Raw genomic sequence first — 24,628 nt, forward strand, 5'->3', positions numbered from 1 at the left:
TTGGGAGACATGCCCTAGGGAGGCGAAGGATGACCCGATCAATTCCTCGGTTCAGGTTCGCCCAGAACAGACTGGCGCCGGCGCGGTCCAGCGGCCACCGGTCGGCATTGCTGCCGCGGACTCCGTGCAACGGGCCTCCACTCCACGCCGTCGCTCATCGGCGGGTCTATGGTCGGTGGTCGTTCCAGTCGATCTATACCTCCGGCTCGAGTTCCCGCCTCTACCTCCCTCTCACCCGGCAGCCGTCTCGCGCGCCGCGGTAAGTCGGGTGTCCCGGGCCACGAGCATGCTTTGTACCTGGTTAGTCCCGTCATAGATCTCTGCGATCTTCGCATCGCGCAGCCGACGTTCCGCGCCGACCGAGACTCGGTCACCGTCGGGACCGAGCAGCTCGACACAGCTCGCCGCAACCCTGGTGCCCAAGGTGGTGCAGTGCATCTTCAGCAGTGAGACCTCGGCGACCGGTTCGTCTAGGCTCTGGTCGACCTGATCGGACACCGACATCAGCATGGCGCGGGCGGCAGTGATCTCGCCGCGGAGACGCGCAAGATCGAACTGGAGATCCTGCGCTTCGGCGACCTTCGACGACAGCAAATCACGCTCCATTGCCCAGGCAACGACGGAGTCGAAGGCGCCCTGTGCGAAGCCGACGCCCTGCGCGGCGGCACTGATGCGCGAACGGGTCACCGAACGCAATAGCAACGCATAGCCTTCGCCCTCAGCGCCCATCCGGGCGGCCACCGGAATCCGGCAATCTTGGAAGGACAACGCAACGGTGGAAGCGCCCTTCTGCCCCAGCTTCTTCATCGGCGCCCCGGCCTCGAATCCCGCAAGTACCGCGGTTTCCAGCAGGAATGCGGTCACTCCGCCCTTTCCTCGCGAGGGGTCCACCGTCGCGAAGAGGACTATGACGTCCGCTCGATCGCCGTTGGAGATAAAGGTCTTCTCGCCGTTGACGACGTACTCATCGCCCTCGCGACGGGCCACGGTGCGCATCGCCCCGACATCCGAGCCGGCTCCAGGCTCGGTGAGCGCGATCGAGCCGACAGCCGACCCGTCGCAGAGCCGAGGAACCCAGGTCTGGATCTGGTCCGGGGAGCCCTGCAGCTGGATCGGGTGGGCGCAGTGCATCTGCGTCATGTACACCGTAGAGGTGGAACCGCAGGCCGCGGCGATACGAGACAGCGCCTCGGCATAGGTTGCCGTGCTGGTTTCTGCACCGCCCAGGGACTTCGGGGCCAGCATGACGCCGAGCCCGGATTCCGCGAGATCGGCCAGCCCGGCTGTCGGGAATTCGGCGGCGATGTCGACCGCGGCCGCCTGCGGTTCGATCGTGCGCTCGATCACTCGGTCAACGGCGTCGACCACATCTGGATCGACTGACGCCCACTGTGATTTCATGATTCCTCCCGCTCAAAGATCGGCGCCCGACGCTCGGCGAAGGAGATGATCCCCTCCTGGCCGTCACGCGAGGCGATGGAGATCGCCGCCAGCGCGGCCTCGTGATCCAGTGCGGACGCGGCGAATGCCGGACGCGCGGCATCGAGGATGTTGGCGGTGCCGCGTCGGCTCCCGGTGGCAATTAGTTCGGCCAGACGGCGTGCTTCCGTCGCGGCTTCGGCGGGTGCCAGTGGCGGCACCGACAGCAGGCCGATCTGCCAGGCCCGATCGGCGTCGATCCGCTCGCCTCCCAGCATGAGTAGCAGCGCGGCGGGCTTGCCCACCGACATCGCAAGCCGTTGCGTACCACCGAATCCTGGAATGCAGCCGATACGCGCCTCGGGCAGTCCGAACCGGCTACGACTCGATGCCACCACCAGGTGGCAGGCGAGCATCAGCTCGAAACCGCCGCCGAGCGCGTAGCCGTCGACTTCGGCGATGACGGGGACGACAGAGTCGGCGATCGCCGACATGGTCCGCTGTCCGGCATGTATGAAGGCCTGTGCGTCCTCGACCGGAAGGGCGCGGATCTCATCGAGGTCCGCGCCGGCACTGAAGGCGCGTTCCCCACTGCCGCGGATCACGATGCAGCCCACCGAGGTGTCGTGGCGTGTTCCTTCGACCGTGTCTCGGATCTCGCGCAGCATCTGTGCGTTGAGTGCGTTGAGCTGTTCGGGGCGGCTGATCTCGATGGTCAGCACTCGCCCGTCCTGCGAGGTCTCGATCACGGAACCCACAATGTCTCCCTTCCTACCAGTTCGGAGATGGTCTTCTCATCGAGCCCGATCTCGGTGAGGATCTCGCGGCCATGTTCGCCGCGCATGGGTGCCGGAATCCGGGCTTGCCGGTCTTCGGGATCGGACGCCAGTCGCCATGGCGCTCCCACGCCGCGGAACACTCCCGCCACCGGGTGCTGGTAGTCGACGATCGCCTTGCGTGCCTCGACCTGTGGGTCGGTAACCACTTCTGACAGGAAGTTGATCCGGCTACAGGGCACGCCGACGTCTTGCAGCAGCTTGAGCGCCTCATTGGAGGACAGTGCGTTCAGGCGTTCCTGGAAGGCTCCGACGACCTCTTCGCGGTTGGCCCGGCGATCGGCATTGGTCGCCAAGTCCTCACGCTGTGCCAGTTCGTCGAGTCCCAGCGCGGCGCAGGACCGCTGCCAATGCCGATCGTTGCCGATCGCGACGACGATGGGCCGGTCCGCGGTACGCATCGGCTGGTAGATCGCCACCACCGAATCGGTGCCACCGCAGGGCTTGGGTTCTTCGTCGCCGGCCAGGAAGCTGGCAATGCGCGGCGACATGAATGCCAAGTCGGCCTCCAGGAGAGCGACGTCCACGATCTCGCCTTGGCCGGTCTGCTGCTGACGCACCAGTGCCGCAGCCACCGCGAAGGCTGCAACGGTGCCCGCGGCCACATCTGAGAGCGCGGTGCTGACCCGCTGTGGGACTCCGTCGACGCCGGTCACGCTCATCATCCCGGACCGTGCCTGGGCAATCAGGTCGTAGCCGGGCAGCCCGGCATCCGGACCGGTGAGCCCGAAGCCGGAGAACGCGCAGATCACCAGCTGTGGGAAACGTTCGCGCAGGCCGTCGAGACCGAGTCCGTGCTTGTCCAGTTTCACCGGGTTCAGGTTCTCGATGAAGACGTCGGCGGACTCGAGCAGCTGGAATAGGACCTTGCGGCCCTCCTCCCCGCGGATGTCGAGGCACATACTGCGCTTATTGCGGTTCACCGAAAGGAACCAGGCTGCCTCACCGTTGAGAAAGGGCGGCCCCCAGCCCCGGGCATCATCGCCCCCCAGAGGTTCGATCTTGATGACGTCGGCACCCATGTCCGCAAGGTACATCGAGGTCGTCGGTGCGGCGTAGGAGGAGGAGATGTCGACGACTCGCACGCCGTGCAATGGCCCGCTGCCTGTACTCATGCTCGTCTCCTTCGCCTCTACTGATCTGGTTTCATGTGACGTCATTGGTGCCGTCCCGTCCGCGGACCCAAGCCGCGTTCGGCGACCCGTGCGACGTGCAAGCGTCTGCCGCCGGTGCGCGCCTGGATGCCGATTGCGTCACGCAGCAGCCCGGTGAGCGGGTACTCGTCGATGTAGCCGTAGCCGCCGTGCGCCTGAATGGCGTCAATGCACACCGACGTCGCCGCACGTCCGGCGGTGGCGGCGAGGTTGTCGATCGAGGTGCGGTCCTCCAGTGCCCGATCCAGGGCAGTCTCGACTCCAGCCACCGTGAGATCCATGTCGGCGACGAGCGCGCGCAGCCCGGCGAAGGACCCGATTGGCACTCCGAATTGATGCCGTTCGAGCACATAGGATTGGGTCTCTGAGAGTGCTCTTCGAGCTACGCCCGCGAGAGCGGCGCCGGTGAGCAGGTCCCACAGGAAAGCGGCCTCGGCGGCGGAGCCTTCGAGGGCGGCGGCACCGTCGGGAATCGTCACCGAGACGAGGTCCGCCCGCTGCAGCCCCGTGCGGGCCTCGTGGTCCACCGACGGTGCCAGATCCGCCCAGGGCACCACGTGCAGGGAGGACGTGGTGCTATCCAACACCACCACCGCGTCCGGTCCCAGGGCGCCGGCCAGCACCGGACGCGATCCCGGAACGGCGAGGGCGAAGGTCGGTTCGGTGGCGGCCTCGGCATCGATGGCACGATCGGCCACGTACCGGCTCGCCAGCACGAACGCCAGCGAGGGATCGGTCTGGGCGACGGTCCGGACGGTGTACGCCAGCCACTGGAGGGCGTCGGGTTCGTCCGCTGTGTCCCGCGCGAGTTCCAAGAGGCCGGTCTCGCTCAGCGAGTTCCGCATGGCAGACAGCGCACTCTCGCCGTCAGCTGCCGAGGAGACGACCTTCGAGACGACCGCGAGAAAGTCTGTGAGTTCTGTATTGACTGAAGTCACCGGTGGAACCTCGCACGGTCGGGTTCGCGCCGCTGCTCGAAGGACTGCGACATCTCGTCCGCTTCCTGGGTGCTGCGGTAGGCCGTGAGCAGCAGGTCGTGCGCGATGCGCGCCTGCCCGACGACGCCTGAGTGACGACCGGAGAAGGCGGTTTTCAGCGCGCTGAGGGCGAACGGGCCTCGCTGCCGGAGAGTTTGGGCGATCTCGTGGGCATGTGCCACCGGGTCGTCGGCGATGTCGTTAACTAGTCCCATGTCGAGCGCCTGCTCGGCAGTGTATTTGCGGTTGAGGTACCACATCTCCTTGGCCCGTCGCCGGCCGATCGTTTCCTCCAGGTACCAGGTGCCATAACCGGCATCGAAGCTGCCGACCATCGGGCCGACCTGCCGGAATATTGCGTGCGGTGCGGCAACGGTCAGGTCGCAGACCACCTGCAACACGTTGCCCCCGCCGACCGCGTAGCCGTTAACCGCTGCGATGACGGGCTTCGGCATGGTGTCGATGAACTCGTACAGGTCGATCACCGGCATCACGCTGGAGTAGTCCAGCGAGGCAAGCTCCTCGTGTTCGCCGCCGATGCAGAAGAACTTGTCTCCCGCGCCGGTCAGCACGGCGACGTCGATGCTCTTCGTCTCACGCACCATGCGGAAGGCGTCGAGAAGCTCCCTCGCGGTCACGAAGCGGAGCTTGTTGGCGTTTTCCGGGCGGTTGATCGCGATGGTCGCCACCCCTGCATCCACAGTGACGACGATGTCCTCAAATGTCATAGCACTACCACTTCCGCAACGTCGGTCTGACCGTGGCCAGCCCTTCCTAGTTGGTAACTTGTTGACAGCAAGTTATATTATCTTACAGATAGTTGCAAGGGTCCCCACCCTTTCAAGCGAGCCACGAACCGAGGAGACGCGATATGACCACAGCTTCCACCCCGATCTGCGTAATCGGAGCGGGCACCATGGGACGTGGAATCGCACAGGTGGCACTGACCGCGGGCCATCCGGTGAGCCTGGTCGATCCGCAGCAGGCCCAGCTGGAGGCCGCCGCCACCGAACTCGCGGCACGCCTCGCCAAACGCCATCCGGAGGTCGCAGCCAACCTGGATGCACAGCTAGGCACGTATGCCGCCATCGATCAGGCCCCCAACCACCCGGGCACCGTTGTGATCGAAGCCGTCCTCGAGTCGCTGGAAGTAAAGGCCTCGGTATTCGCCGCAGCCGCCAAACACTTCGGGGACCGGTGCATCCTGGCCACCAACACCTCCTCGCTGTCGGTAACCGAGATCGCCGCCCGCTCGCCGCTACCGGATCGCGTGGTCGGATTGCACTTCTTCAATCCGGTTCCGGTGATGAAACTGGTCGAGGTAGTCACCGGCCTGCAGACCGATCCGCAGGTCACGGATCGCATCGACGAACTAGCCGTGACCTGGGGCAAACAGGTGGCGCGCGTCAAGAACGCCCCCGGCTTCATCGTCAACCGGGTCGCACGTGGCTTCTACGGCGAGGCGCTGCGGGTCCTGCAGGAACAGGCCGCCTCGCCCGCCACGCTGGACGCCGCCCTGCGGGGCGCCGGGCAGTTCCGGATGGGTCCGTTCGAACTGATGGACCTGATCGGCAACGACGTCAACGCCGCAGTCACCCGATCGGTGTGGACCGCGTTCAACTTCGACCCACGCTTCGAACCCTCCCGGATCCAGGACGAACTGGTATCCGCAGGCCGCTACGGACGCAAGCGCGGCCACGGCTTCTACTCGTACGCCGAGGACGCGGCCCCTCCGTCTCCGGCTCTCGTCCGCCCTGGCGACCTTCCCGGCACCGTCGGCTTGCGCGGACAGTGTGGTCAGCTGAAGGCGATCATCAGCCGCGCGGACATCGCCGCCGAGCCGCTCGACGGTGACGGCACCGAGCTCGTACTCGACGAGGCGATCGTCATGGTCACCCGCGGACTGACCGCCCACGCCGAGTCCGCAGCGCGGGGAGGGGCGCCGGTGGTGGTGATCGATCGATGGATCTCGGCGGAGAACGCCACCGGGCTCGCGGTGGCCGCGTCGCATCCCGAGGCACTGTCGACGGTCGCGGCGTTACTGGACCGCGCGGGCATTCACGCGTACCCGGTCGACGACGTCCCGGGTCTCATTGCGGCCCGGACCCTCGCGGTGATCGCCAACGAGGCCTGGGAGACGACCCTGCATGGGGTCGCGACCGCCGATGACATCGATGTTGCGATGCGGTTGGGCACCAACTACCCGGCCGGCCCATTCGAGTGGACCGCGGCCTGGGGCACGGGCGCAGTCGTGGGGATCCTCGACCGGCTGTGGGAGACGTACCACGACACTCGCTACCGTACGAGCCGAGCCCTCCGGGACGCCGCCGTCGTCTGACGCGGCAGACGCACAGAGCACCCTCGTCAGAAGGAAGGGAGGTGCTTCCACCTGGAAGCACCTCCCTTCTTTCCGGCTCACCGCGGTGGGGTATCCGAGTGCCGCCTGAGCCAATCGACCACCCCCGGCATGGTCTTCTTCCGCGCGGCTGACCCCATCAGGGCGCCCGCGTGGCCACCGGGGATACGCAGGATCGCCACGTCATCGGACCCAACCAGCTCGGCGAGTGGTTCCGAGTTCGCGGGCGGCACGAACTCGTCCTTCTCCGCGATGATCATCAACAGCGGAATGGTGATCGAATGCAGGTCCACGGGCCGGCCCGCCAACTCCGCTCCCCCGTTGACCAATCGATTTTCTCGGACGTAATCCTCCACCATCTCTACAAAAGATGGTGCGGCCATCGATCGATGGTCCCACGCCCAGTGATTGATGGCGCGGTGCGCGTCGGCGTAGCCGTCCCGCCACAGGTTCTCCCACAACGTGACGTACTGGACGATGTCCGAGGTCGGCTGCAACAGCCGGAACATGCCCCGGACGGCATCCTCCGGGACGAGGCCCGTCATCTCGTCCACCACATGGCGGGTCTCCAGCCGGCCGTCCTTGAAGCCGGTGAGAAACCCGGGGGCATGGTCGTAGTCGCAGGGCGGAGCGAACAGAACCGCGTTCCGTACCGGCACGTTGCTCCGGCTGCCGAGCAGCAGAGTCAGCATGAGCGAGCCCATGCAGTAGGCCCCCACCGACACCTCGTCGGCGCCGGCGATCCTGCGCACCGCATCGACAGCAGGCACGAAGTAGCCGTCCATATACGTTCCGAGGTCGTGCTCCCCTTCAGCCGCCTCCGGCCGTCCCCAATCGAACAGGAACACGTCGAAGCCCTCCGCGACCAGTTTCTCCGCCCATGAGTTTCCCGGAAACAGGTCGAAGATCGCCGAGTCACCAACCAACCCCAGGAACATCAGTACCGGTGGCCCATGCCGCACGTCGTCATTGCGGTAGCGCCACAGCTTCGCCTTCCCGAACGACCACACTTCGTCCTTCGGCGTATTACTCACCTGAGGGGGCGGGCGCCGCGCGATCAGCTCGATGCCCCGCCGGGCACGCAACTGCGTGCGCTCGACCTCACGAACCAGTCCGCGTGCGATATCCACCACCGGGCCGATCGGACTCATTCTGAATCCGTCGACTCTCGCTCGGTGACGGCCTGTTCACGACGCATGGCCAGCAGTTCACGTTGCACCTTGATGAGATCCCTGCGCAGAACGCGCACCTCGGCATGGGACGGGATCCCGACCAGGTGCAGACCGAAGTCCACCACCGCCTCGACGGGGGCAATCACCGCCTTCTTCACGCGTCCCACCTTGAGGGAGAACACTTGGAAGTCCGCGGAGCTGGTCGCGTTCTCCAGCGGGGCGCCGATCCGACGCTCGACACCGTCGAATGCCTTCCGCCACAGGGGCGACTCAGCGGCCATCCCCGCCACGCTCCTTCTCGAGCGGGTACCGCCAACGGACCAACGCGTTGGTGTACTGGTACGGATATGCGCTCCACGGTGCGGACCGCACCATCCCGGCCATCTGTTCGGGAGTCACGACCTGCGCCCCCGTCCACGCGGAACTCTCATCGTGGTGGTCTGCACCGAAGAACTCGGCGATGGCGTTGCCGGCTCCTGAGGCATCGTCATGGAGCATGTAGTGTCCCCAGCCCTCGAAGATGCGCAGCCGCGCGTTCGGCAGGTAGCCCGCCAGAATCGCACCGTTCGCCATCGGGATGATCCGATCACCGGATCCACTCAGGACCAGCGTCGGGTGGGCGACGGTAGGCAGCCATGGAAGGCTGTTGAACCTCGACATCGCCATCATTTGCAGCGTGTACCCGCGCATTGTCGGCGCCGCGCCGTGGTGCCAATCGGCCATCAGCTCCTTGAGTGCGATGCTGTTCTTCTCCTTCGGGGCGAGGTTCACCAGCTTCATCGTCGCCCGGTACGCGACCTTGGAGTGGTGCCGCGCGGGGGTCATCACAGCCATCAGCGCCAACATCGACCCCGGTACCGCTCCGGCTCCGCACGTCGCGCTGACCAGCGCCAAGCGTCGCACCCGCTCCGGCGCCTGGCGGGCGAGCTGTTGCGCGACCGCGCCGCCGAGTGAATAGCCGAGCACGTCCGCGGATTCGTGACCGAGCGCGTCGAGCACCTCGAGCGCGACATCGGCGATGTACGACAGGCTGTACGGCAGATAGGGCGCCTGCGAGCGTCCCACACCCGGCGCATCGAAGGTGATCACCTGGAAGTCCTCGAGGTGTGGCAATAGCGGCCCCCACATCGCGACGTTCGCCCCCAATCCGTTGATCAGTAGCAACGGCGGTCCCTCGCCGTGGACGCGGACGCGGACCTGCCGCCCGGAGATATCCAGGTACTGCTCGTTCACGGTCATCGTCCCCCACTCATCCGGCCACCTCGTCCATGCCCCACAACCGATTCCGCGCCTGATTCACATCCACCCGATGGGTGAGCAGCATCAAGTCCCGGTTCTCACCGTCGCTGTCCCGAACGAAATCGACGAGCAGCGCCTCCGGCTCGAACCCGATGTCCTGGAACATGGCGACCAACGCATCCTGTGCCGCGATCACCTCGACGTACACGTGGCTGCAGCCGAGCTTGACCGCCTCCAGCAGCGCCGCACGGGCCAGCGCCCACCCGACACCGCGGCCCCGATACGCCGCACCCACCACGACGCGGATCTCGGCGACGTGCGACGACCAACCCTCCCCCGCGAAAGCACCCGCCAATCCGGCGATCTCACCGGCACCGTCGAGCGCGGCCAGCCGCACTGCCGCCGTCTCCCGTTGGTAGTCAGCGAAAACCTTCACGGGATCAGACAGGTCCTCCTTGAGGAAACGTCGCCCCTGACCCGCCAAGGCCATCGCGAACCGCGTGAACGCGTCGAGGTCCCCCGGTTGCAGCGGCCGCACGACCGCTTCGGCCCGATCGTCAAGCTCTGACGGTGTCATGTTTCGTCACACCATTTCCCGGGTCGTCAAATATCACTCTATTCACAGCTTGTCTCGCATGACTCAGCGGCCGCCAAACGAAACAGTCCCGCCATCCGACTCGGACGGGTGGGATTGCAACTCCTCAGCGCCATACCGAATTCGGCGCTCATCGCGCACCGAAGTCAGTCCTCTTCGGAGCCGAGCACTTCCTGCGCGACGGCCATCGCGGCCATGGCCTTCGGCCAACCCGCGTAGAACGCGAGGTGGGTGATCACCTCGACCAGCTCGATGCGTGTCGCCCCGTTGTCCCGCGCCCGCACCAGGTGATAGCGGAGCTGCTCCACGTTGCCGCCCGTCACCAGGCATGCAACGGTGATCATGCTGCGCTCCTTCGCGCTGATCACCGCGCGCTCCCACACTTGGCCGAATAGGACGTCGTCGGTGAAACCGATCAGCCCCGGGGCGAACCGCCCCAGCGGATGCCGATCACCGCTGGGGCGCTGGTCTTTCTCCGACATCTGCACTCCTCATCCAACTGTTCGCGACACTCGCCGCAGGTCTCACAATCGTTGCGGGCCGACCACTGCGGGAATCACCCGCGCAGCAACGCCCGGTTCATCAATCGTTTCGGTGCGCTGGCATCATCGTCGTGACCACCGTCGTCGGGCGGTCACTCCGGTTCTGCCACGCATGGCGTGTACCGCGCTGAACCATCGTGTCACCGGCGCGCAGTACCGTCTCCCCTTCTTCCATGACCGCCCAGATCTCGCCGTCGATCACGGTCATCACGTCGATGGTCTCGGTGGTGTGCATTCCCGGCACGGCGCCGCCCTCCGCATTTCCGGGGCCGTAAATGTCCGCCATCGCCGCCGCGTACGCTGCAGCGGCCTCGGCCGAGATCGAGCTATCGGGCGGAAAGACCGTCGTCCGCACCACGACACCGGTGGCGGGTGGGGCCAACACCACTTCGTTTTCCAGCGTCGACTCGGAGTTCACCGAAATCGGCAACTCGTCCTCACGCCACAACTCCATCACCAGGGTCCCAGTCGGCCGACGTGTCCAGGGACTCGCCGGCCCGTCGGACGAAACAACCGACCTTCCCTCGTCATTCACGCCGGTCACCACAACCCGGGCCAACGCCGGCTCACCGCTACTCGTCATGCTGATACTCCTTCCATTCTGTGAACTGGGGGCGGGTGAGATCGGAGCAGTAGCCCCATCTCACGGCGCCGCGGTCAGGCCCGAGCCTCGCCGTACTCGGCGTCGGTGACCTCGGATTCCCAGTTCGTGGCACCCAGGGTGACCGATGTGTGCAGCATGAAGCGATCGTCGGCGGCACCGTGCCAGTGACGAACGCCGGGCGGAGTCCACACCATGTCGCCGGCGCGAACGGTGACAATTCCGTTCTCGTCGGACACATGCCCTTCGCCAGCCATGACGATGAGCAGCTGGCCGCCGACATGCGAGTGCCAGTAGGTCCGCGAACACGGCGCGAAAAAGTTGTTGCCAATCGCCACCCCGTCGGTCGGCGCCATCACCATGTCGCGCCAGGCCTCACCGGTGAAGGTCCCCTGCGCCAGGGCGGACGGCTCGCTGTTTGCTCCCCTGATAACTGTCAACATGGAATCGAAACTACTTTCTCTGTATATGCGTTGTTATCGTTTGACATTTTACACATTGCTCGAACGTGCATGCACGTATTCCGTCCGTTCGGGTCACCCACCGCGTAGGGCTCTACCGAGGCGAGTCGCGGCCGTGAGAACCATGTCCTTCGCAGTTTCGATGAGCGCAAGATGGTGGGCGAACCCGTGCATCTGGTCGTCGGCCACGAGGAGCGTCACCGGCACCTCGGCTTGCCGCAGCAGTCGTGCGTATTCGATCCCCTCATCCCGGAGCACGTCGTACTCCGCAACGCACAGCACCGTCGGGGGCAGGTCCGCCAGAGAACCCTGGAGTGGAAACAGGTGGGGATCCTCGCGCACCCACTGCGACGGCAAGTACGCATCCCAGATCCACTTCATGAACGACCGATCGACGGTGAACCCGGGACCACGTTCGCCGTAGGAGGGCGTCCCCGGGTCCCAGTAGTCGAGCACGGGATACAGCAGGAAGTGCGCCGCGAGCTGGCGCGCGCCCCGCTCTCGGATCCGTTTCGCCAGTGCGGTCGCGATGGTCCCGCCGGCGCTGTCGCCGCCGAGAGCGAATGCGCCCGGCTCAACATCGAATTCGTCACTATTGGTCACCAGCCACTCGAACACGACATCGCCATCGTCGATCGCAGCCGGATACGTGTGCTCGGGGCTCCTCCGGTAGTCCACCGAGAAGACGCTGCACTGCGCGACCTCGGCGATAGTCCGGCACAGTTCGTCATGCGTATCGAGGTCGTTGAAGACCCAGCCGCCCCCGTGGAAGAAGACGAGCGCCGGGTTCCGATGGCCGGGCGGCCGATAGGCACGCACTCGGATACCCCGATCCCCGGCGGGAACGATGAAGTCCGCGACGCGCAGCGACGACGGCTCGGCCTGCCTGATGAGTGCTGAGCGCATGCGAACACGAGCAGCCTCGAGTGGAATCTCGTAGGACGGGGGCAACTGGGTGGCGGCGACCCGCATTTCCTCCGCCGCCGGGTGCAGCGTCTTCGGGTGCCGTTCATCCATGCTCACTCGGCCCTCGTCGAATCGATCGCTTCCCATCTCGGGAGGGCAGCCACGATGTCATTCACGGGGATACCACTCGGCCATGAGCTGACTCTGATCCGCATCGCCGCCGAACCTCTCGATCGCCGTCTCCGTCATCTCTTCCACGAGATGTCCGATCGGCGTCGCGTGGTTCATGCTCGCGGCGAGTTCGTTTGCCAGGTGAACATCTTTCCGCATGAGATCGAGCGTGAACCCCTGCAGCTTGTAATCGGGCTCGCTCAGCAGAGTCGGGAACGTGTACTCGGTCGTGTAGTTCCTCCCGGTCGAGCTGTTCAGCACCGCGACGACCGTGGACTGCTCGATACCGCACGCCTGCCCGAGCCGGATGGCCTCCAGCGCGGCGAACCGATTGCAACTGTTCAGAAGATTGTTGACCAGCTTCATCGCGTGACCGGCACCGACCGGGCCCACGTGATGGACGTCCGGCGTCACCGCCTCGAGCACCTCGACAACCTCTGCGAACACGTCGTCGTCGCCACCCACCATCAGGGTCGCCGTACCCTCGCGGGCCCGCCGGACACCGCCCCCGATCGGCGAATCGAGGAACTTCACTCCACGTTCGCCGAGGGCCGCAACGACCTGGTAATCCGCCGTGGGGGTTCCGGTGGTGATATCGACGACGACGGTGCCGACGGCGAGGTCCTTCGCGATCCCCTCGTCCCCAAAGAGCAACTGATCGACATGCGTCGGAGCGGGGAGGCACAGGAACACGACCCGACACGTCCGGGCGATCTCGGCCGCGTCGGTGAAGGTGGCGCCGGCGGCGACCAGTTCGTCCGCAGCCACACGGTTGCGATCGTTGACGTACAGATCGAAGGGCTCGACCAGGCGGCTCGCAATCGCGGAGCCCATCGCCCCGATCCCGATGAATCCAATCTTCTCACTCATAGCATTGACTCCTTAACTGTCCAATAATCCAGCTGGCCCGGCGAAGCCAGCGACTCAGTCCACAGCGATGGACGCGCCGAGGTGCCAATCAACGAAGGCCTGGAGGCCGTCTTCGATCCGGGTGCCCAGGATCGGACCGAGGTCTGCGAGCATCAAGTCCCGGGACACCTGCTGATACCGCACCAATTCGGGCTGCCAATCGATCGTTGCCGCGTCGCCCCCGACGAGTTCGACGAGAATGCGAAACAGCTCAGTGGTGTTGATCGGCTCACCGACCACGTTGATCGCCTTCGCCCCGGAGTCGACGTCGATCGCGGCAAGAAGCGCCGCGGCCGCATCATCGACGTACACCAGATCGTGAAGCGCGTCGGGCGCCCACCGCACCACCGGGGCCCGGCCCGCGCGCACGGCGTCGATGGCATCCATCATCATCCCGCCGATCGAGTTGTCCCGGTTTACTCCGGGACCGTAGATGGTGCCGAGCCGCAGGGAGATGAACTCCGCCCCTCCGGTGTTCGCATGCGCCTCGAGATATGCCTCGACGGCCAGCTTGCTGGCTCCGTACATACCGATGCCGCTCCCCTCGGCGACCTCGTTTTCGCGATGGCGGTACGTCCGACGCTTCGCGAAGTTCCCGTAGACACTGTGCGACGAGCCGTAGACGATGCGCCGCACCCCATGGCGCTTTGCCGAATCCATCAGGCCGTAGGCGGCCGCCACGTTCACCTCGAATGCGGCCCAGGGGTCGTCGAGCCCTGCCACCGCGCGAACAGCCGCTAGATGAACGATGCTTCCCGACCTGGCCACCAGAGCGTCAACCGCCTCTCGATCCCGGAGGTCGATGTCGCATCGCTCCACGTCGGACAGTTCACCGAAGGTCTTGGATCGGTCGGTCCAGTGCGAATCCGCGGCCAACACGCGATAGCGGCCCGATGTACTCAGCTGCTCGACCAGCCTCGATCCGACGAATCCGGAAGCACCGGTCACCAGCACGACTTCTTTCGATCCCGTCACGCCAACCTCTTTCGATTGTTCCAACTCACCCGCCCACACCCCCGAGCCGACGAAAAGGATCGAAGACGCAGTGACATTCGACACACGATTTCAGCAGATATTTTACCAGCTGTCAACTATCTGACTTATGATATTCTGTGCACAGAGTCCTTGGCTAGCAGAAGCCCGACCGTGAGATCGACGCGCACGAGCGATCGGCCGTGGTTTACCGCCACAATGCCCATCAGGACGAGGAGGACGCCCCCCTCACCCGACGTTCCCACCCAAAGGAGATAGAGCAATGCTCATGGAACACCGACACGGGAAGTTGTTCGTCGATGGTCGATGGATTGCAGCGCGCGGCGAGCGCATCCCCGTCGTCTCCCCGGTCAGCGAAGAACTCCTCGCCGACGTGGCGTCGGCATCGCCTGCCGACGTCGATCTCGCTGTAGCCGCGGCCCGCGTGGCCTTCGACACCGGCCCGTGGCCCCGCATGTCGCTCGACGAGCGCATCGCCGTCGTACGGCGGCTTCGCGGATTGTTGATTGACCATGCCGAACAGATCGCGGAACTGATCACCACCGAGATGGGGTGCCCGATCACCCAATCCCGCACCATCCAGGCAGCGAACCCCGTGCGGGTGATCGATGCGTATCTCGACTTCATTGATGAGTACCCGTTCCGCACCGTCCGGTCGGGACCACTCGGAAACGCATTGGTGACAAGAGAACCCGTCGGGGTGGTCGGGGCCGTCGTCCCCTGGAACGTGCCGATGGGTATCAGCATGCAGAAGATCGTGCCGGCGATCCTCGCAGGATGCACATTCGTGCTGAAGCCGGCACCGCAGACGACGCTGGACGCGTACCTGCTGGCTGAGCTCATCGAACGGGCGGGGTTCCCCGCAGGTGTGATCAACGTCGTGCCCGCCGAACGCGAGGCATCGGAGCACCTGGTCGCGCATCGCGGGGTGGACAAGGTCACCTTCACCGGTTCAACGGACGCAGGTCGCAGAATCGCATCGCTGTGCGGCGCGAATATTCGTCGTGTGACGCTCGAGCTCGGCGGCAAGTCGGCCGCCGTGATTCTGGACGATGCCGACATGAACGCGACTGCCGAACTGCTCCGTATGGGTTCCTTCAGGAACAACGGTCAAGTCTGTACTTTGAAGACTCGCATCCTCGTCTCCGAGAAGCGGGAGAGTGAACTTCTGGATTCACTCGCTGCGATGATCGACACGATGGCAGTCGGCGATCCGCACCACGATGCGACCGAGATCGGTCCGCTGTTCAGTGAGCGCCATCGCACCACGGTCGAGAAGTACATCCGAATCGGTCAGGAGGAGGGTGGCCGAATCATCAAGGGCGGCAACCGCCCCGCCGGCCTCGAGCACGGATGGTATGTGGAACCAACGATCATTGCCGGAGTATCCAGAGGCGCGACCATCGCACAGGAGGAGATCTTCGGGCCGGTGGTGTCCGTGATGACCTACCGCGACGAAGAGGACGCGATCGCCATCGCGAACGACTCGCAGTACGGCCTCAACGGTGCCGTCTTCTCTTCGGATCTCGAACGCGGGCTACAGGTCGCCAGCCGGTTGCGCACCGGCGTGGTCGAACTGAACGGCAGTCCGATCGGACTGCAGTCGCCGTTCGGTGGATTCAAGATGAGTGGAATCGGCCGAGAGAACGGGGTCGAAGGATTGGAGGCGTACACCGAACTGCGGTCGATCGGCCTGCCGGCGGAGTTCGCGCAATCCCTGGCCTGACCGCCACTGACGGACTACAAACGTGGAGGCCCGGAACCGAGAACTGGTTCTGGGCCTCCGACGTTACGGATGAGCTACTCACCACGCATATGCTGCCGGAGCCTCACCGCCGGGCCCCGGGAAGATCGTGTCCAACTCCGCCATCGTCTCCGCGGACAACGACACGTCCAACGCACGAGCGCTCTGGTCGAACTGTTCGACGGTCCGCGGCCCCGCAATGATCGTGGAGACGACGGGATTCGCCAGCAGCCAGGCGGTCGCGACGTCGGAGGGACGCTCACCGATCTGCCGGCAGAGTGCTTCATAGGCCTCCAGCTGGGGACGGATCCGCTCGATCCGGGCCTGCATTTCGGGGCGGCTGCGGCGACCGCTGCTGGCGTTGTCGAGCACCCCTCCGAGGAGGCCACGCCCCAATGAACTCCATGGAATCAGCCCGATCCCGTAGTTGCGCAACGCCGGAATCAACTCGAGCTCGATTGTCCGCTCGGTCAAGTTGTACAGACTCTGCTCCGAAACCAGACCGAGAAAGTGGCGGGAATTCGCGATGCATTGCGCGGTCGCGATATCCCATCCCGCGAAATTGCTGCTACCGACGTAGCTGATCTTTCCCTCCCGGACCAACTGCTCGAATGCCTGCCACACCTCTTCCCACGGCGTGGTTCGGTCGACGTGGTGCATCTGATAGACGTCGATGTGGTCGGTCTGCAGCCTGCGGAGGCTCGCCTCACACGCCCTACGGATGTGATAAGCCGAAAGCCCGCGATCGTTCGGACCGGTATCCATCGGCTGGTAGACCTTGGAAGTCAGGACGATCCTGTCCCGTCGGGAGGGGTCCTGTGCCAGCCACTTGCCGATGATTTCCTCGGAAGTGCCGAATCCCTTCTCCATGTCGGGAGTCTGCGGACCACCGTAGACATCCGCCGTGTCGACGAAGTTGATGCCCAACTCTACTGCGTGATTGAGAATCTCGAAGCTTCCCGCCTCGTCCGTGACGAATCCAAAGTTCATCGCTCCCAGACCGATTCGACTCACCTTGAGCCCAGAACGCCCCAGCCTGTTGTATTCCATTTCCCTCTCCTTAAGTCTCATTCCAGAGCCGCCCGAACCCCGATCACGATGATCCACGCACCATTCTCAGACCTGCATGATGTCGTTCCCGCCGCCCGGCCAGCCCCGTTGCGCGCACCGCTCTAATTCGCCAAGCTGTACTGCTCCATCACGTTGAGCACCAGCCTGCGCACCTCGGGCCGGGCGATCAGGGCGATATTCGCGGCCAAACTCTCCTTCAGCGCGGCGTCCAGCTCGACCGTCGCCGCGGCACGCGCGATCCGCTTCGCGTTCGCATACGTCGCCACCGGCCCGTGCGTCATCTCGCGGGCCACCTCGGCCGCCCGGCGTGCGAGGTCCTCGGTGTCGCACACCTCGCTCACCATGCCGGCCGCCAGTGCCTGCGCGGCATCGATGAACTCGCCCGTCGCAATCATCCGGGATGCCTTCTCCAGACCGATCAGCTTCGGCAGCAGGTACGCACCGCCGGCCACCGGCACCATGCCGAGGTTGACATAGCTCTCGGCGAACCTCGCTTGGGACGCGGCTAGGCGCACATCACAGGAGAGTCCGAAGTCCAGCCCGCCGGCAGTCGCGTGGCCGTTGTATGCGGCGATCACCGGAACCGGGGTGTTCCACAGCAACCGCACCGTGCGCTGCACGGCCGGCATCCAGGTGACGGCGAGGTAGTCCATCAACCCGTCGGCACCGTCGGCGGAGTACACCGCGTACATGTCCTTGACGTCGGCGCCGGCGCAGAACACCTTGCCGGTGCCAGTAAGCACCACCGCACCGATGCCGTCGGTCTCGGCGAGGTCGGCGACCGCATCGCCCATGCGGGTCACCACGTCGGGGGTGACCGAGTTGCCCCGGTCGGGCCGGTTCAGTCGTACCGTGCCCACACCGTCCACGGTATCGATGACGATGTCATCGGTGGACTCGATCACTGCGTCAGCCACGTTCCTTCACCACTTTCGTTACGTTGCGCGGCACCACGGTAGGGTCCTCGACCCACGACCGCACCAGCCGCTTGATGTCACCGCGCGCGATCTTCGCCGCCTTCGAGGCGCGCGGGATCGGATCGGTCGAGATGTACACGTGACCCGGGCGTTTGAACCCCGCCAGGTTCTCGCGCAGCACCGCGGCCAGCTCCCCGCTCACGTCGGCCCACAGTGCGTCGATGTGCACGTACGCCGCCGGGGTCTCGCCCCATTTCGGGTCCGGCACGCCCACCACCACCGCCTCGCGGACCATCGGATGCAGTTCGAGTGCCCGCTCGATCTCCACCGGCTGGATGTTCGTGCCACCCGTGATGATGGTCTCGCTCGCACGACCGACGATGAAGATCCGGCCGCGCTCATCGAAGTGCCCGAGGTCGGAGGTCCGCCACCAGCCGTCCGGCAGGGTCCGATCGGCATGCTCCACCTCGCCGCCCAGCAGGGTCGGTGCCACGCTCGCGGTGCGGATCACCAGCTCGCCGTCGACCCCCGGCTCCGGCTGGTCCTGGACGGCACCGTCGGCGTACACGGAGAACTCGACGCCCGGCACCGGCCGGCCGATCGAGGACCACAGCGACCGGTCGCGCATCTCGGCACGGGTGAGCAGCGTGGTCGACGCTGGGGCCTCCGTCTGCCCCCAGCAGTTGATCATCGCGTCGGTGTACTCGGTGAGCACCTCGAGCGCAGGCAGCGCGGCGGGCTCACCGGCGAGCATCAGGCAGCCCAGCGACGAGGTGCGGAGCCGTTCGAGGCCCGTGATCTCGGAAAGCCGCCGCAACATCGTGGGCACCGCGAACATCCAGGTGATGCCGCGCTCGACAATCACGTCGAGCATCTGCTCAGGATCGAACCTGGTCATCACCACGTTGGTGCCGCCGCACAGCAGCGTCGGCAACACACTCCAACCGCCGGCGTATACCAGCGGCGCCACCTGCAGGGTGCGCGGCGATGCGGTGGGCGCACTGGTGCTCATCACCCAGGTGTTGCCGAGGATCGCCGCGCGGGCCCCGCGATGCGTGATCGGGATGCCCTTGGGCTTTCCTGTCGAGCCCGAGCTGAAGCGGATGTGATAGAGGTCGTCGGGCCCGGTGGCCGCCTGCACCGGCCCGGATGCCCCACCGGCGACCAACTGGTCGAAGGAGGTCCAGCCGTCTCGTGCGCCGATGACCACCTTGTGCACCGCGGAGCCCGCGAGCACGCCGTCGAGCACCTCGGCCGAGGACGGATCCGCAACAACCAGCCCGACGTCGGCGAGGTCCACGCACCGCCGCAGCTCGTTCGGGGCGAAACGATTGTTCAGCGGCACCTTGACCAGGCCCGCCTTGAGCAGGGCGAACTCCAGCACGACATACTCGATGTGGTTCTCGGAGACCCATGCCACCCGCCCGCCGGGCCGCAGGCCGAGACCGAGGAAGGCGTTCGCGAGCCGGTTGGAGGCGGAGATCAGCTGCTCGATGGTGAGCGACCGCTGACCGGTCGCCTCCTCCACCGCGATCTCGTGGCCGGGTCGCCGCTGGACCTGGCTCATCAACTGCACCACGGTCTGAGCGACGGCCGACGATTGTGCGCTCATATTCAGTTCTGCCCGAATCCGATTGGCATGGTGGCCACGGACAGGCCACCGTCGACCACGATGGTCTGGCCGTTGATCGCAACGCTCTCCGGCGAGCACAGGAAGGCCATCACGTCGGCCACCTCTGACGGGGTCGCGTAGGCGCCCGAGGGGGTCTGGGTCAGCCAGTTCTTCGCGTAGTCGTCCCAGGAATCGCCGGCGTACAGCCGGAACGAATCGGTATCGATCGGGCCGGGGCACACTCCCACCGCGGTCACGCCGTCACCGGCGAGCTCCACGGCCAGGTTCCGGACAATGGACTCCATGCCCGCCTTGGCCGCGCCGAGCAGGCCGTGCAGCGGCAGCGCCCGGAAGCTGTCCCAGCCGCTCACCGCGAGCACCCGGCCCCCGTTCCGCATGTGCGGCAGCGAGATACGGACCAGATCCAGGAATCCCTGGATGGTGATGCCCATGGTCTTCTCGATGTGGTGCGCGCGGATGTCCATCAACGGTTTGAACGCGCTGGCTGCGGCGTTGGCCACTACCACGTCCAGGCGGCCGAACCGCTCGACGGCGGCGTCCACCAACTGCTGTACCGATTCGGTGTCGGAGATGTCGGCCTTGAGCGCCAACGCGGTGCCGCCGACCGCCTCGATCTCGGCGACGGTCTTCTGCGCCGACTCGTCGTCGCGACGGTAGTTGACCACGACGTTCGCGCCCTTCGCACCCAGCTTCAGGGCGAGCTGCTGGCCCATTCCGCGGGATCCGCCGGTGATCAGGACGGTCTTGCCTCGCATGTCCATGGATGCCTCTCGGTGTTGTTGTGACGAGCGCGTGTGATGCGCTTGATCGAAGGTATGGGCCGGCTCTACGAGCCCATGGTCAACCCACCGCCGACGCACAGCGTCTGGCCGGTGATGTAGCTGGCGCCGTCACCGGCGAGGTAGGCGATCGCGTCCGCGATCTCGGACGGCTCGCCCAGGCGGCGCATCGGAACGCCCCGCAGGATGCTGTTCAGCACGGCGTCACCGTCGCCCTGGGCATCGTCGCCGCCGGCGATGCCCTGCTCCACCAGCAGCGGCGTCGAAGTGATGCCGGGCGCGACGGCGTTGACCCGGATGCCGTAGCGGGCCCACTCGCGGGCCAGCGACTTCACCAGGCCGATCACCGCGGCCTTGGCCGCGGAGTACACCGCCTCCCCGGAGGTGCCGACGGTACCGGCCTCGGACGAGGTCAGCACGATACTGCCGCCGCGCTCTCGCATGGCCCGCGCCGCGGCGGCCGAGAGGTAGATCGCCGACATCAGGTTGACGTCGATGATCCGCTGCCAGTACTCGGGCGTCTCGTCGAGGAACTTGGTGATCGCGGTCCAACCGACGGTCGAGATCACGGTGTCGAGATGCCCGACCCGCGCCACCGCCGCGGCGACCAGCCGGTCGCAGTCCTCGTGCCGGGTGGCATTCCAGGACTCGCCCAGGTCAACGATGTTCTCGTGCTCGGCGGAAAGCGCCGCCACCGCATCGGCATTCAGATCCGCGGCGACCACGCACACACCCGAGCCCGCCAACTCCAGCGCGGTGGCACGTCCGATGCCGGAACCGGCGCCGACCACCAAAGCAGTGCGGGTCTCGTTGTTCTCTGCCATGAAAATGTCTCTCCTCGTCATATGGGCGGCTACGGGTTGCGGCGCGCCGGTCTCACACCCGCGGACGGTGCGCATACTGCCAAATATTAAACAAGTCTAATGTCTAACAATTTCTCAACGGAGCTCGTCGTGCGCCCAGCTCAGGGCCTCCACCACCGGCACCAGGCCAAGGCTGGTGCCCAGCATCAGGATCACCGCCTGCTCGATCGCCTCGACGGGCACGCCCGCGTCCCGCGCGCGGTTGCAGTGCACGCGGAAGCCGCCCTCGTTGCGGGTCACGGCGAAACCGACCAACAGGCTGAGCTCACGCTGCCCGGGTTCCAGCGGCCCGTGGGCGTCCTGGGCCACGCGCAGCGCGCGGAACGCGTCCGCGGCGGCAGAGGAAGTCTCCCGCAGCCGATCCAGATTGGAGATGAAGCTCTCATGCTTGCTCAGGGGGTATTCGGGTTTCATTGGTGTTCTCGTCCCTTACCTCGAAATAGGGGTCAGTTGCTGGTGTCGCCTGCGGCGAGCCGCGCCAGGGCCGGCACGTGGTAGCCCTCCGCGTATTCCGCGCCGGCCTGTCGAATGGAGGCCTCGGGGGCACGGGCGTAGAGCCGACGACGGCTCACGAACGAGCCGGACTGGCGGTGCACTCGCACCGCCGCCTCGACCGCTGCGACCAGGGAGACGGTGCCGTCCAGCAGCGGGGCACCGTCGACCTCGCGGATGTTCACCGCGTTCAGGAACGCGGTCAACCGCCCGCCGGCGGGAATCACCACTTCGGCACCCTTGTCCAACGAGGCGCGGGCGGCGGCGGTGAACGAGTCGATCGCCTTCTGCCGGCCGTCCGGATCGGAGAAGCAGGCATCCAGCTCATGCGGCGTCAGCCCCATGCACTCGATGCTCGCCAGCCGCTCCCGCAGACCGTACTTGGCCACGTTCTCCTCGAACCGGCCGCCGAAGTAGGGGTTCACGCCGACCAGGGAGAACTGGCTGCCCATCATGCAGGAGGTGAGCATCGAGGTCTCCCCCAGCCCGAGGACCGGGATGTCGACCATGGACCGCGCCTCGCGCAGCGCGGGGTCGAGGATGTTGCCGATCGCAATCGCGTCGAAGCCGTCCTGTTGGGCCTCGATCGCGGAGTCCATGATGGACACCCAGTCAAGGACCTCGAAGAACCGGAAGCTGTCAATCCGTCCCACCCGGGTGCCGCGCAGCTCGACCTGGGTGCCCGGCGATTTCACCTGGTCGATGTACGACCTCAGGTAGGGGAAGTAGTTCGGCGAGTACTCCTCGCGGGACATGCTGAGGTAGAGGATCTTCATCTGTTTCATCCCACTCGTTCGAAGATTGCGGCGAGGCCCTGGCCTCCACCGATGCACATGGTTTCCAGCCCGTACCGCGCACCGCGGCGGTCCATCTCGCGGAGCAGGTTCGCCAGGATCCGGCCCCCGGTCGCGCCGATCGGGTGGCCGAGGGAGATGCCCGAACCGTTCACGTTGACCCGGTCCAGGTCCGCGTCGGTCAGCCCCCAACCCCGGAAACAGCCGAGGACCTGCGCGGCGAAGGCCTCGTTCAGCTCGATCAGGTCCATGTCCGACCAGGACAGCGAGGCCCGCGCCAGCGCGCGCTCTGCCGCCGGGACCGGACCGATCCCCATACGGTTCGGCTCCACGCCCGCGAGTGACCAGCTGACGAGGCGGGCGAACGGCTTCAGGCCCAGCTGCTCGGCCTTCGCCCGCGTCGTCACGATCGCCACGGCGGCGGCGTCATTCTGCCCGCTCGAGTTGCCGGCGGTCACCGTAGCCCCCGGGAGCGTGGCGGCCATCATCGGCTCGAGCCGCGCCAGCGACTCGACTGTGGTGCCCGGGCGGGGGTGCTCGTCCCGCGTCACCACCAGCGGATCACCCTTGCGCTGCGGCACCGAGACCGCAATCGTCTCGTCGTCGAACAACCCCGCCGCCATCGCGGCACCCGCCCGTTGCTGCGACCGCGCAGCCCAGGCATCCTGCTGCTCGCGCGTGATGCCGTAGTCGCGTCCGACGTTCTCCGCGGTCTCGATCATCCCGCCCTCGACCGGGTACCGCCAGCCGCCCGAGTTCCGGCGTGGCGCCGCGAGGCGGTCCAGCAGCTTCGGCTGCCCACCGGCGTTCCAGCGACCGTTCGGGATGTAGTACTCGGCCTGACTCATGCTCTCGGCCCCTCCCGCCAGGACCAGGTCAGAACCACCGGTCGCGACCTGCATGCAGGCGTACAGCACGGCCTGCAGACCCGAACCGCAGCGGCGGTCGATCTGCAGCCCCGGCACCGTGACATCGAGGCCGGCGTCCAGCGCCGCGATCCGTCCGATGGCCGCGGCCTCGCCGTTGGCGTAGCCCTGACCGAAGATGACGTCGTCGACATCCGCACCGGCCAGGCCGGTGCGCTCGACCAGCCCGGCGATCACCGTCGAGGCCAGGGTCGTGACCGGCACCTCCTTGAAGATCCCCCCGTACCGACCGACGGGGGTGCGGACCGGTTCGCAGATGACTGTTTCTACAGTGGTGTTCGTCATCGCCTAGACGCTCGACTCTCCGCCGTCGACGGCGATGGTCTGGCCGGTGAGGAAGTCCGGCGCGTTCAGTGCCAAGTAGGTGACGACGTTCGCCAGCTCCTCCGGTGTACCCATCCGGTACGCGGGGATCCCGCGCAGCACCTTCTTGTACGCCGCCTCGTCCGCCCGCATCTCGGCGTTGATATCCGTGGCGATGTAGCCAGGCGCCACCGCATTCATCTGGGCACCGAAGCGGGCCCACTCGGCCGCGACCGAGCGGGTGAAGTTGATGACCGCTCCCTTCGACGCGCAGTACGCCGAGAAGCCGGGGCGGCCGACCAGGCCGAACACCGAGGCGATGTTGATCGCGCGACCGGCACCCGCATCCCGGAACCGCCGCCCGGCCTCACGGCTGCAGAGGAACAGGCCACGGACGTTGGTGTTGAAGATCCGATCCCATTCCGCCTCGTCCATGTCGACCATGTTGGTCTGGGTGGCGATTCCGGCGTTGTTGACCAGCACGTCGAGCTTCCCGAAGGCCTTCTCGGTGTCATCGAAAAGGCCCGCGACGGACTCGGGATCCATGACGTCGGTGGGACGGACCAACGCGGTCCCCCCGTCTGCCTCGATCGCGTCCCGCACACCCTCGATCGCGGACACGGTGCGGCCCGACAGAACGACCTTGGCACCTTGTTTGGCGAGCGAGCGCGCGACGCACTCCCCGATGCCGCGCCCGGCCCCTGTGACGACTACCACTGCATTAGACATGTATGTAATATGTCTGACAGCTAGCTTTCAGTCAAGCTGTCATCAC

Annotated in this window: 26 protein-coding genes; 2 read left to right on the top strand and 24 right to left on the bottom strand. The window is 66.0% G+C overall.

The genetic code is table 11. The features are described 5' to 3' along the window. Window positions 1-231: 231 nt before the first annotated feature. From AZG88_RS36105 to AZG88_RS36125, 5 genes are read right to left on the bottom strand one after another with little or no spacing between them, the layout of a single operon-like run. A complete protein-coding gene (locus tag AZG88_RS36105; RefSeq protein ID WP_231914312.1) occupies window positions 232-1,368 on the bottom strand; it encodes an acyl-CoA dehydrogenase family protein in 1,137 nt (378 codons plus the stop codon). A gap of 29 nt (window positions 1,369-1,397) precedes the next feature. Then, a complete protein-coding gene (locus AZG88_RS36110) occupies window positions 1,398-2,177 on the bottom strand; it encodes an enoyl-CoA hydratase/isomerase family protein (protein ID WP_061700477.1) in 780 nt (259 codons plus the stop codon). Then, window positions 2,165-3,370, bottom strand: coding sequence for a CaiB/BaiF CoA transferase family protein (locus AZG88_RS36115; protein WP_061700478.1), 1,206 nt, complete (start codon window positions 3,368-3,370; stop codon window positions 2,165-2,167). The genes AZG88_RS36110 and AZG88_RS36115 overlap by 13 nt, the downstream gene beginning before the upstream one ends. A gap of 41 nt (window positions 3,371-3,411) precedes the next feature. Next, a complete protein-coding gene (locus AZG88_RS36120) occupies window positions 3,412-4,347 on the bottom strand; it encodes an acyl-CoA dehydrogenase family protein (RefSeq protein ID WP_061700479.1) in 936 nt (311 codons plus the stop codon). After that, on the bottom strand, window positions 4,344-5,075 hold the full coding sequence (locus tag AZG88_RS36125) for an enoyl-CoA hydratase-related protein (RefSeq protein WP_231914313.1): 732 nt from the start codon (window positions 5,073-5,075) through the stop codon (window positions 4,344-4,346). The genes AZG88_RS36120 and AZG88_RS36125 overlap by 4 nt, the downstream gene beginning before the upstream one ends. A 182-nt stretch (window positions 5,076-5,257) precedes the next feature. Between AZG88_RS36125 and AZG88_RS36130 the strand changes: the two genes are divergently transcribed. Then, window positions 5,258-6,724 carry a 3-hydroxyacyl-CoA dehydrogenase gene (locus AZG88_RS36130; protein WP_061700480.1) on the top strand — a complete coding sequence of 489 codons (1,467 nt, stop codon included), beginning with the start codon at window positions 5,258-5,260 and terminating at the stop codon, window positions 6,722-6,724. Window positions 6,725-6,801: 77 nt separating this feature from the next. Here AZG88_RS36130 and AZG88_RS36135 read toward each other — a convergent pair whose 3' ends face one another. From AZG88_RS36135 to AZG88_RS36180, 10 genes are all read right to left on the bottom strand, one after another. After that, complete coding sequence (locus tag AZG88_RS36135) at window positions 6,802-7,893, bottom strand: alpha/beta fold hydrolase (protein ID WP_061700481.1); 1,092 nt, start codon at window positions 7,891-7,893, stop codon at window positions 6,802-6,804. After that, entirely contained in the window at window positions 7,890-8,195 is a 306-nt protein-coding gene (locus AZG88_RS36140; RefSeq protein WP_025432692.1) for a hypothetical protein, read from the bottom strand. Before AZG88_RS36140 ends, AZG88_RS36135 begins: the two co-directional genes overlap by 4 nt. Next, window positions 8,185-9,153 carry an alpha/beta fold hydrolase gene (locus AZG88_RS36145; protein WP_050983269.1) on the bottom strand — a complete coding sequence of 323 codons (969 nt, stop codon included), beginning with the start codon at window positions 9,151-9,153 and terminating at the stop codon, window positions 8,185-8,187. The genes AZG88_RS36140 and AZG88_RS36145 overlap by 11 nt, the downstream gene beginning before the upstream one ends. 10 nt (window positions 9,154-9,163) lie before the next feature. Next, on the bottom strand, window positions 9,164-9,730 hold the full coding sequence (locus AZG88_RS36150; RefSeq protein WP_061700482.1) for a GNAT family N-acetyltransferase: 567 nt from the start codon (window positions 9,728-9,730) through the stop codon (window positions 9,164-9,166). Between the two features lie 164 nt (window positions 9,731-9,894). Then, window positions 9,895-10,230, bottom strand: coding sequence for a carboxymuconolactone decarboxylase family protein (locus tag AZG88_RS36155; RefSeq protein ID WP_061700483.1), 336 nt, complete (start codon window positions 10,228-10,230; stop codon window positions 9,895-9,897). A 100-nt stretch (window positions 10,231-10,330) separates the two neighbouring features. After that, window positions 10,331-10,873: a cupin domain-containing protein gene (locus AZG88_RS36160; RefSeq protein WP_061700484.1), complete on the bottom strand. Its 543-nt coding sequence runs from the start codon at window positions 10,871-10,873 to the stop codon at window positions 10,331-10,333. Window positions 10,874-10,947: 74 nt separating this feature from the next. Then, on the bottom strand, window positions 10,948-11,334 hold the full coding sequence (locus AZG88_RS36165; RefSeq protein ID WP_005242263.1) for a cupin domain-containing protein: 387 nt from the start codon (window positions 11,332-11,334) through the stop codon (window positions 10,948-10,950). 93 nt (window positions 11,335-11,427) lie between these two features. Beyond that, window positions 11,428-12,369: an alpha/beta hydrolase gene (locus AZG88_RS36170; protein ID WP_231914320.1), complete on the bottom strand. Its 942-nt coding sequence runs from the start codon at window positions 12,367-12,369 to the stop codon at window positions 11,428-11,430. A 57-nt stretch (window positions 12,370-12,426) separates the two neighbouring features. Continuing rightward, window positions 12,427-13,299 carry an NAD(P)-dependent oxidoreductase gene (locus tag AZG88_RS36175; protein WP_005242266.1) on the bottom strand — a complete coding sequence of 291 codons (873 nt, stop codon included), beginning with the start codon at window positions 13,297-13,299 and terminating at the stop codon, window positions 12,427-12,429. Between the two features lie 54 nt (window positions 13,300-13,353). Next, complete coding sequence (locus AZG88_RS36180) at window positions 13,354-14,313, bottom strand: NAD-dependent epimerase/dehydratase family protein (protein WP_061700486.1); 960 nt, start codon at window positions 14,311-14,313, stop codon at window positions 13,354-13,356. A gap of 286 nt (window positions 14,314-14,599) precedes the next feature. On the opposite strand from AZG88_RS36180, the gene AZG88_RS36185 reads away from it, so the two are divergent. Continuing rightward, window positions 14,600-16,057, top strand: coding sequence for an aldehyde dehydrogenase (locus tag AZG88_RS36185; protein WP_082833561.1), 1,458 nt, complete (start codon window positions 14,600-14,602; stop codon window positions 16,055-16,057). A 78-nt stretch (window positions 16,058-16,135) separates the two neighbouring features. Here the strand turns inward: AZG88_RS36185 and AZG88_RS36190 are convergent, their stop codons facing one another. The 9 genes from AZG88_RS36190 to AZG88_RS36230 form a co-directional block, all read right to left on the bottom strand. Continuing rightward, window positions 16,136-17,125 carry an aldo/keto reductase gene (locus AZG88_RS36190; protein ID WP_061700488.1) on the bottom strand — a complete coding sequence of 330 codons (990 nt, stop codon included), beginning with the start codon at window positions 17,123-17,125 and terminating at the stop codon, window positions 16,136-16,138. A gap of 122 nt (window positions 17,126-17,247) precedes the next feature. Continuing rightward, window positions 17,248-18,063 carry an enoyl-CoA hydratase/isomerase family protein gene (locus tag AZG88_RS36195; RefSeq protein WP_231914314.1) on the bottom strand — a complete coding sequence of 272 codons (816 nt, stop codon included), beginning with the start codon at window positions 18,061-18,063 and terminating at the stop codon, window positions 17,248-17,250. Next, the gene (locus tag AZG88_RS36200; RefSeq protein WP_231914315.1) at window positions 18,056-19,675 is read right to left on the bottom strand and encodes a class I adenylate-forming enzyme family protein; all 1,620 of its coding nucleotides are present in this window, start codon (window positions 19,673-19,675) and stop codon (window positions 18,056-18,058) included. The genes AZG88_RS36195 and AZG88_RS36200 overlap by 8 nt, the downstream gene beginning before the upstream one ends. 2 nt (window positions 19,676-19,677) lie before the next feature. Further along, on the bottom strand, window positions 19,678-20,451 hold the full coding sequence (locus AZG88_RS36205) for an SDR family oxidoreductase (RefSeq protein ID WP_143767456.1): 774 nt from the start codon (window positions 20,449-20,451) through the stop codon (window positions 19,678-19,680). Between the two features lie 71 nt (window positions 20,452-20,522). Further along, window positions 20,523-21,299 carry an SDR family NAD(P)-dependent oxidoreductase gene (locus tag AZG88_RS36210; RefSeq protein ID WP_025432699.1) on the bottom strand — a complete coding sequence of 259 codons (777 nt, stop codon included), beginning with the start codon at window positions 21,297-21,299 and terminating at the stop codon, window positions 20,523-20,525. A gap of 114 nt (window positions 21,300-21,413) precedes the next feature. Next, window positions 21,414-21,752, bottom strand: coding sequence for a carboxymuconolactone decarboxylase family protein (locus AZG88_RS36215; protein ID WP_005242288.1), 339 nt, complete (start codon window positions 21,750-21,752; stop codon window positions 21,414-21,416). A gap of 32 nt (window positions 21,753-21,784) precedes the next feature. Continuing rightward, window positions 21,785-22,615 carry an aspartate/glutamate racemase family protein gene (locus tag AZG88_RS36220; RefSeq protein WP_025432700.1) on the bottom strand — a complete coding sequence of 277 codons (831 nt, stop codon included), beginning with the start codon at window positions 22,613-22,615 and terminating at the stop codon, window positions 21,785-21,787. After that, complete coding sequence (locus AZG88_RS36225; RefSeq protein ID WP_061700490.1) at window positions 22,612-23,835, bottom strand: acetyl-CoA C-acetyltransferase; 1,224 nt, start codon at window positions 23,833-23,835, stop codon at window positions 22,612-22,614. Before AZG88_RS36225 ends, AZG88_RS36220 begins: the two co-directional genes overlap by 4 nt. 3 nt (window positions 23,836-23,838) lie before the next feature. Beyond that, window positions 23,839-24,582, bottom strand: coding sequence for an SDR family NAD(P)-dependent oxidoreductase (locus AZG88_RS36230; protein WP_061700491.1), 744 nt, complete (start codon window positions 24,580-24,582; stop codon window positions 23,839-23,841). Window positions 24,583-24,628: the final 46 nt, after the last annotated feature.

Source organism: Rhodococcus sp. LB1, from assembly GCF_001583455.1.
In the GTDB taxonomy this organism is placed as follows: domain Bacteria; phylum Actinomycetota; class Actinomycetes; order Mycobacteriales; family Mycobacteriaceae; genus Rhodococcus_F; species Rhodococcus_F opacus.

Excerpts from the sequence above, each read along its gene's own strand:
- AZG88_RS36170 (WP_231914320.1), bottom strand. The coding sequence starts at position 12,369 with ATGGATGAACGGCACCCGAAGACGCTGCACCCGGCGGCGGAGGAAATG.
- AZG88_RS36165 (WP_005242263.1), bottom strand. The coding sequence starts at position 11,334 with ATGTTGACAGTTATCAGGGGAGCAAACAGCGAGCCGTCCGCCCTGGCG.
- AZG88_RS36175 (WP_005242266.1), bottom strand. The coding sequence starts at position 13,299 with ATGAGTGAGAAGATTGGATTCATCGGGATCGGGGCGATGGGCTCCGCG.
- AZG88_RS36135 (WP_061700481.1), bottom strand. The coding sequence starts at position 7,893 with ATGAGTCCGATCGGCCCGGTGGTGGATATCGCACGCGGACTGGTTCGT.
- AZG88_RS36145 (WP_050983269.1), bottom strand. The coding sequence starts at position 9,153 with ATGACCGTGAACGAGCAGTACCTGGATATCTCCGGGCGGCAGGTCCGC.
- AZG88_RS36115 (WP_061700478.1), bottom strand. The coding sequence starts at position 3,370 with ATGAGTACAGGCAGCGGGCCATTGCACGGCGTGCGAGTCGTCGACATC.
- AZG88_RS36140 (WP_025432692.1), bottom strand. The coding sequence starts at position 8,195 with ATGGCCGCTGAGTCGCCCCTGTGGCGGAAGGCATTCGACGGTGTCGAG.
- AZG88_RS36225 (WP_061700490.1), bottom strand. The coding sequence starts at position 23,835 with ATGACGAACACCACTGTAGAAACAGTCATCTGCGAACCGGTCCGCACC.
- AZG88_RS36210 (WP_025432699.1), bottom strand. The coding sequence starts at position 21,299 with ATGGCAGAGAACAACGAGACCCGCACTGCTTTGGTGGTCGGCGCCGGT.
- AZG88_RS36130 (WP_061700480.1), top strand. The coding sequence starts at position 5,258 with ATGACCACAGCTTCCACCCCGATCTGCGTAATCGGAGCGGGCACCATG.
- AZG88_RS36190 (WP_061700488.1), bottom strand. The coding sequence starts at position 17,125 with ATGGAATACAACAGGCTGGGGCGTTCTGGGCTCAAGGTGAGTCGAATC.
- AZG88_RS36160 (WP_061700484.1), bottom strand. The coding sequence starts at position 10,873 with ATGACGAGTAGCGGTGAGCCGGCGTTGGCCCGGGTTGTGGTGACCGGC.
- AZG88_RS36230 (WP_061700491.1), bottom strand. The coding sequence starts at position 24,582 with ATGTCTAATGCAGTGGTAGTCGTCACAGGGGCCGGGCGCGGCATCGGG.
- AZG88_RS36155 (WP_061700483.1), bottom strand. The coding sequence starts at position 10,230 with ATGTCGGAGAAAGACCAGCGCCCCAGCGGTGATCGGCATCCGCTGGGG.
- AZG88_RS36205 (WP_143767456.1), bottom strand. The coding sequence starts at position 20,451 with ATGCGAGGCAAGACCGTCCTGATCACCGGCGGATCCCGCGGAATGGGC.
- AZG88_RS36150 (WP_061700482.1), bottom strand. The coding sequence starts at position 9,730 with ATGACACCGTCAGAGCTTGACGATCGGGCCGAAGCGGTCGTGCGGCCG.
- AZG88_RS36215 (WP_005242288.1), bottom strand. The coding sequence starts at position 21,752 with ATGAAACCCGAATACCCCCTGAGCAAGCATGAGAGCTTCATCTCCAAT.
- AZG88_RS36185 (WP_082833561.1), top strand. The coding sequence starts at position 14,600 with ATGGAACACCGACACGGGAAGTTGTTCGTCGATGGTCGATGGATTGCA.
- AZG88_RS36200 (WP_231914315.1), bottom strand. The coding sequence starts at position 19,675 with ATGAGCGCACAATCGTCGGCCGTCGCTCAGACCGTGGTGCAGTTGATG.
- AZG88_RS36220 (WP_025432700.1), bottom strand. The coding sequence starts at position 22,615 with ATGAAACAGATGAAGATCCTCTACCTCAGCATGTCCCGCGAGGAGTAC.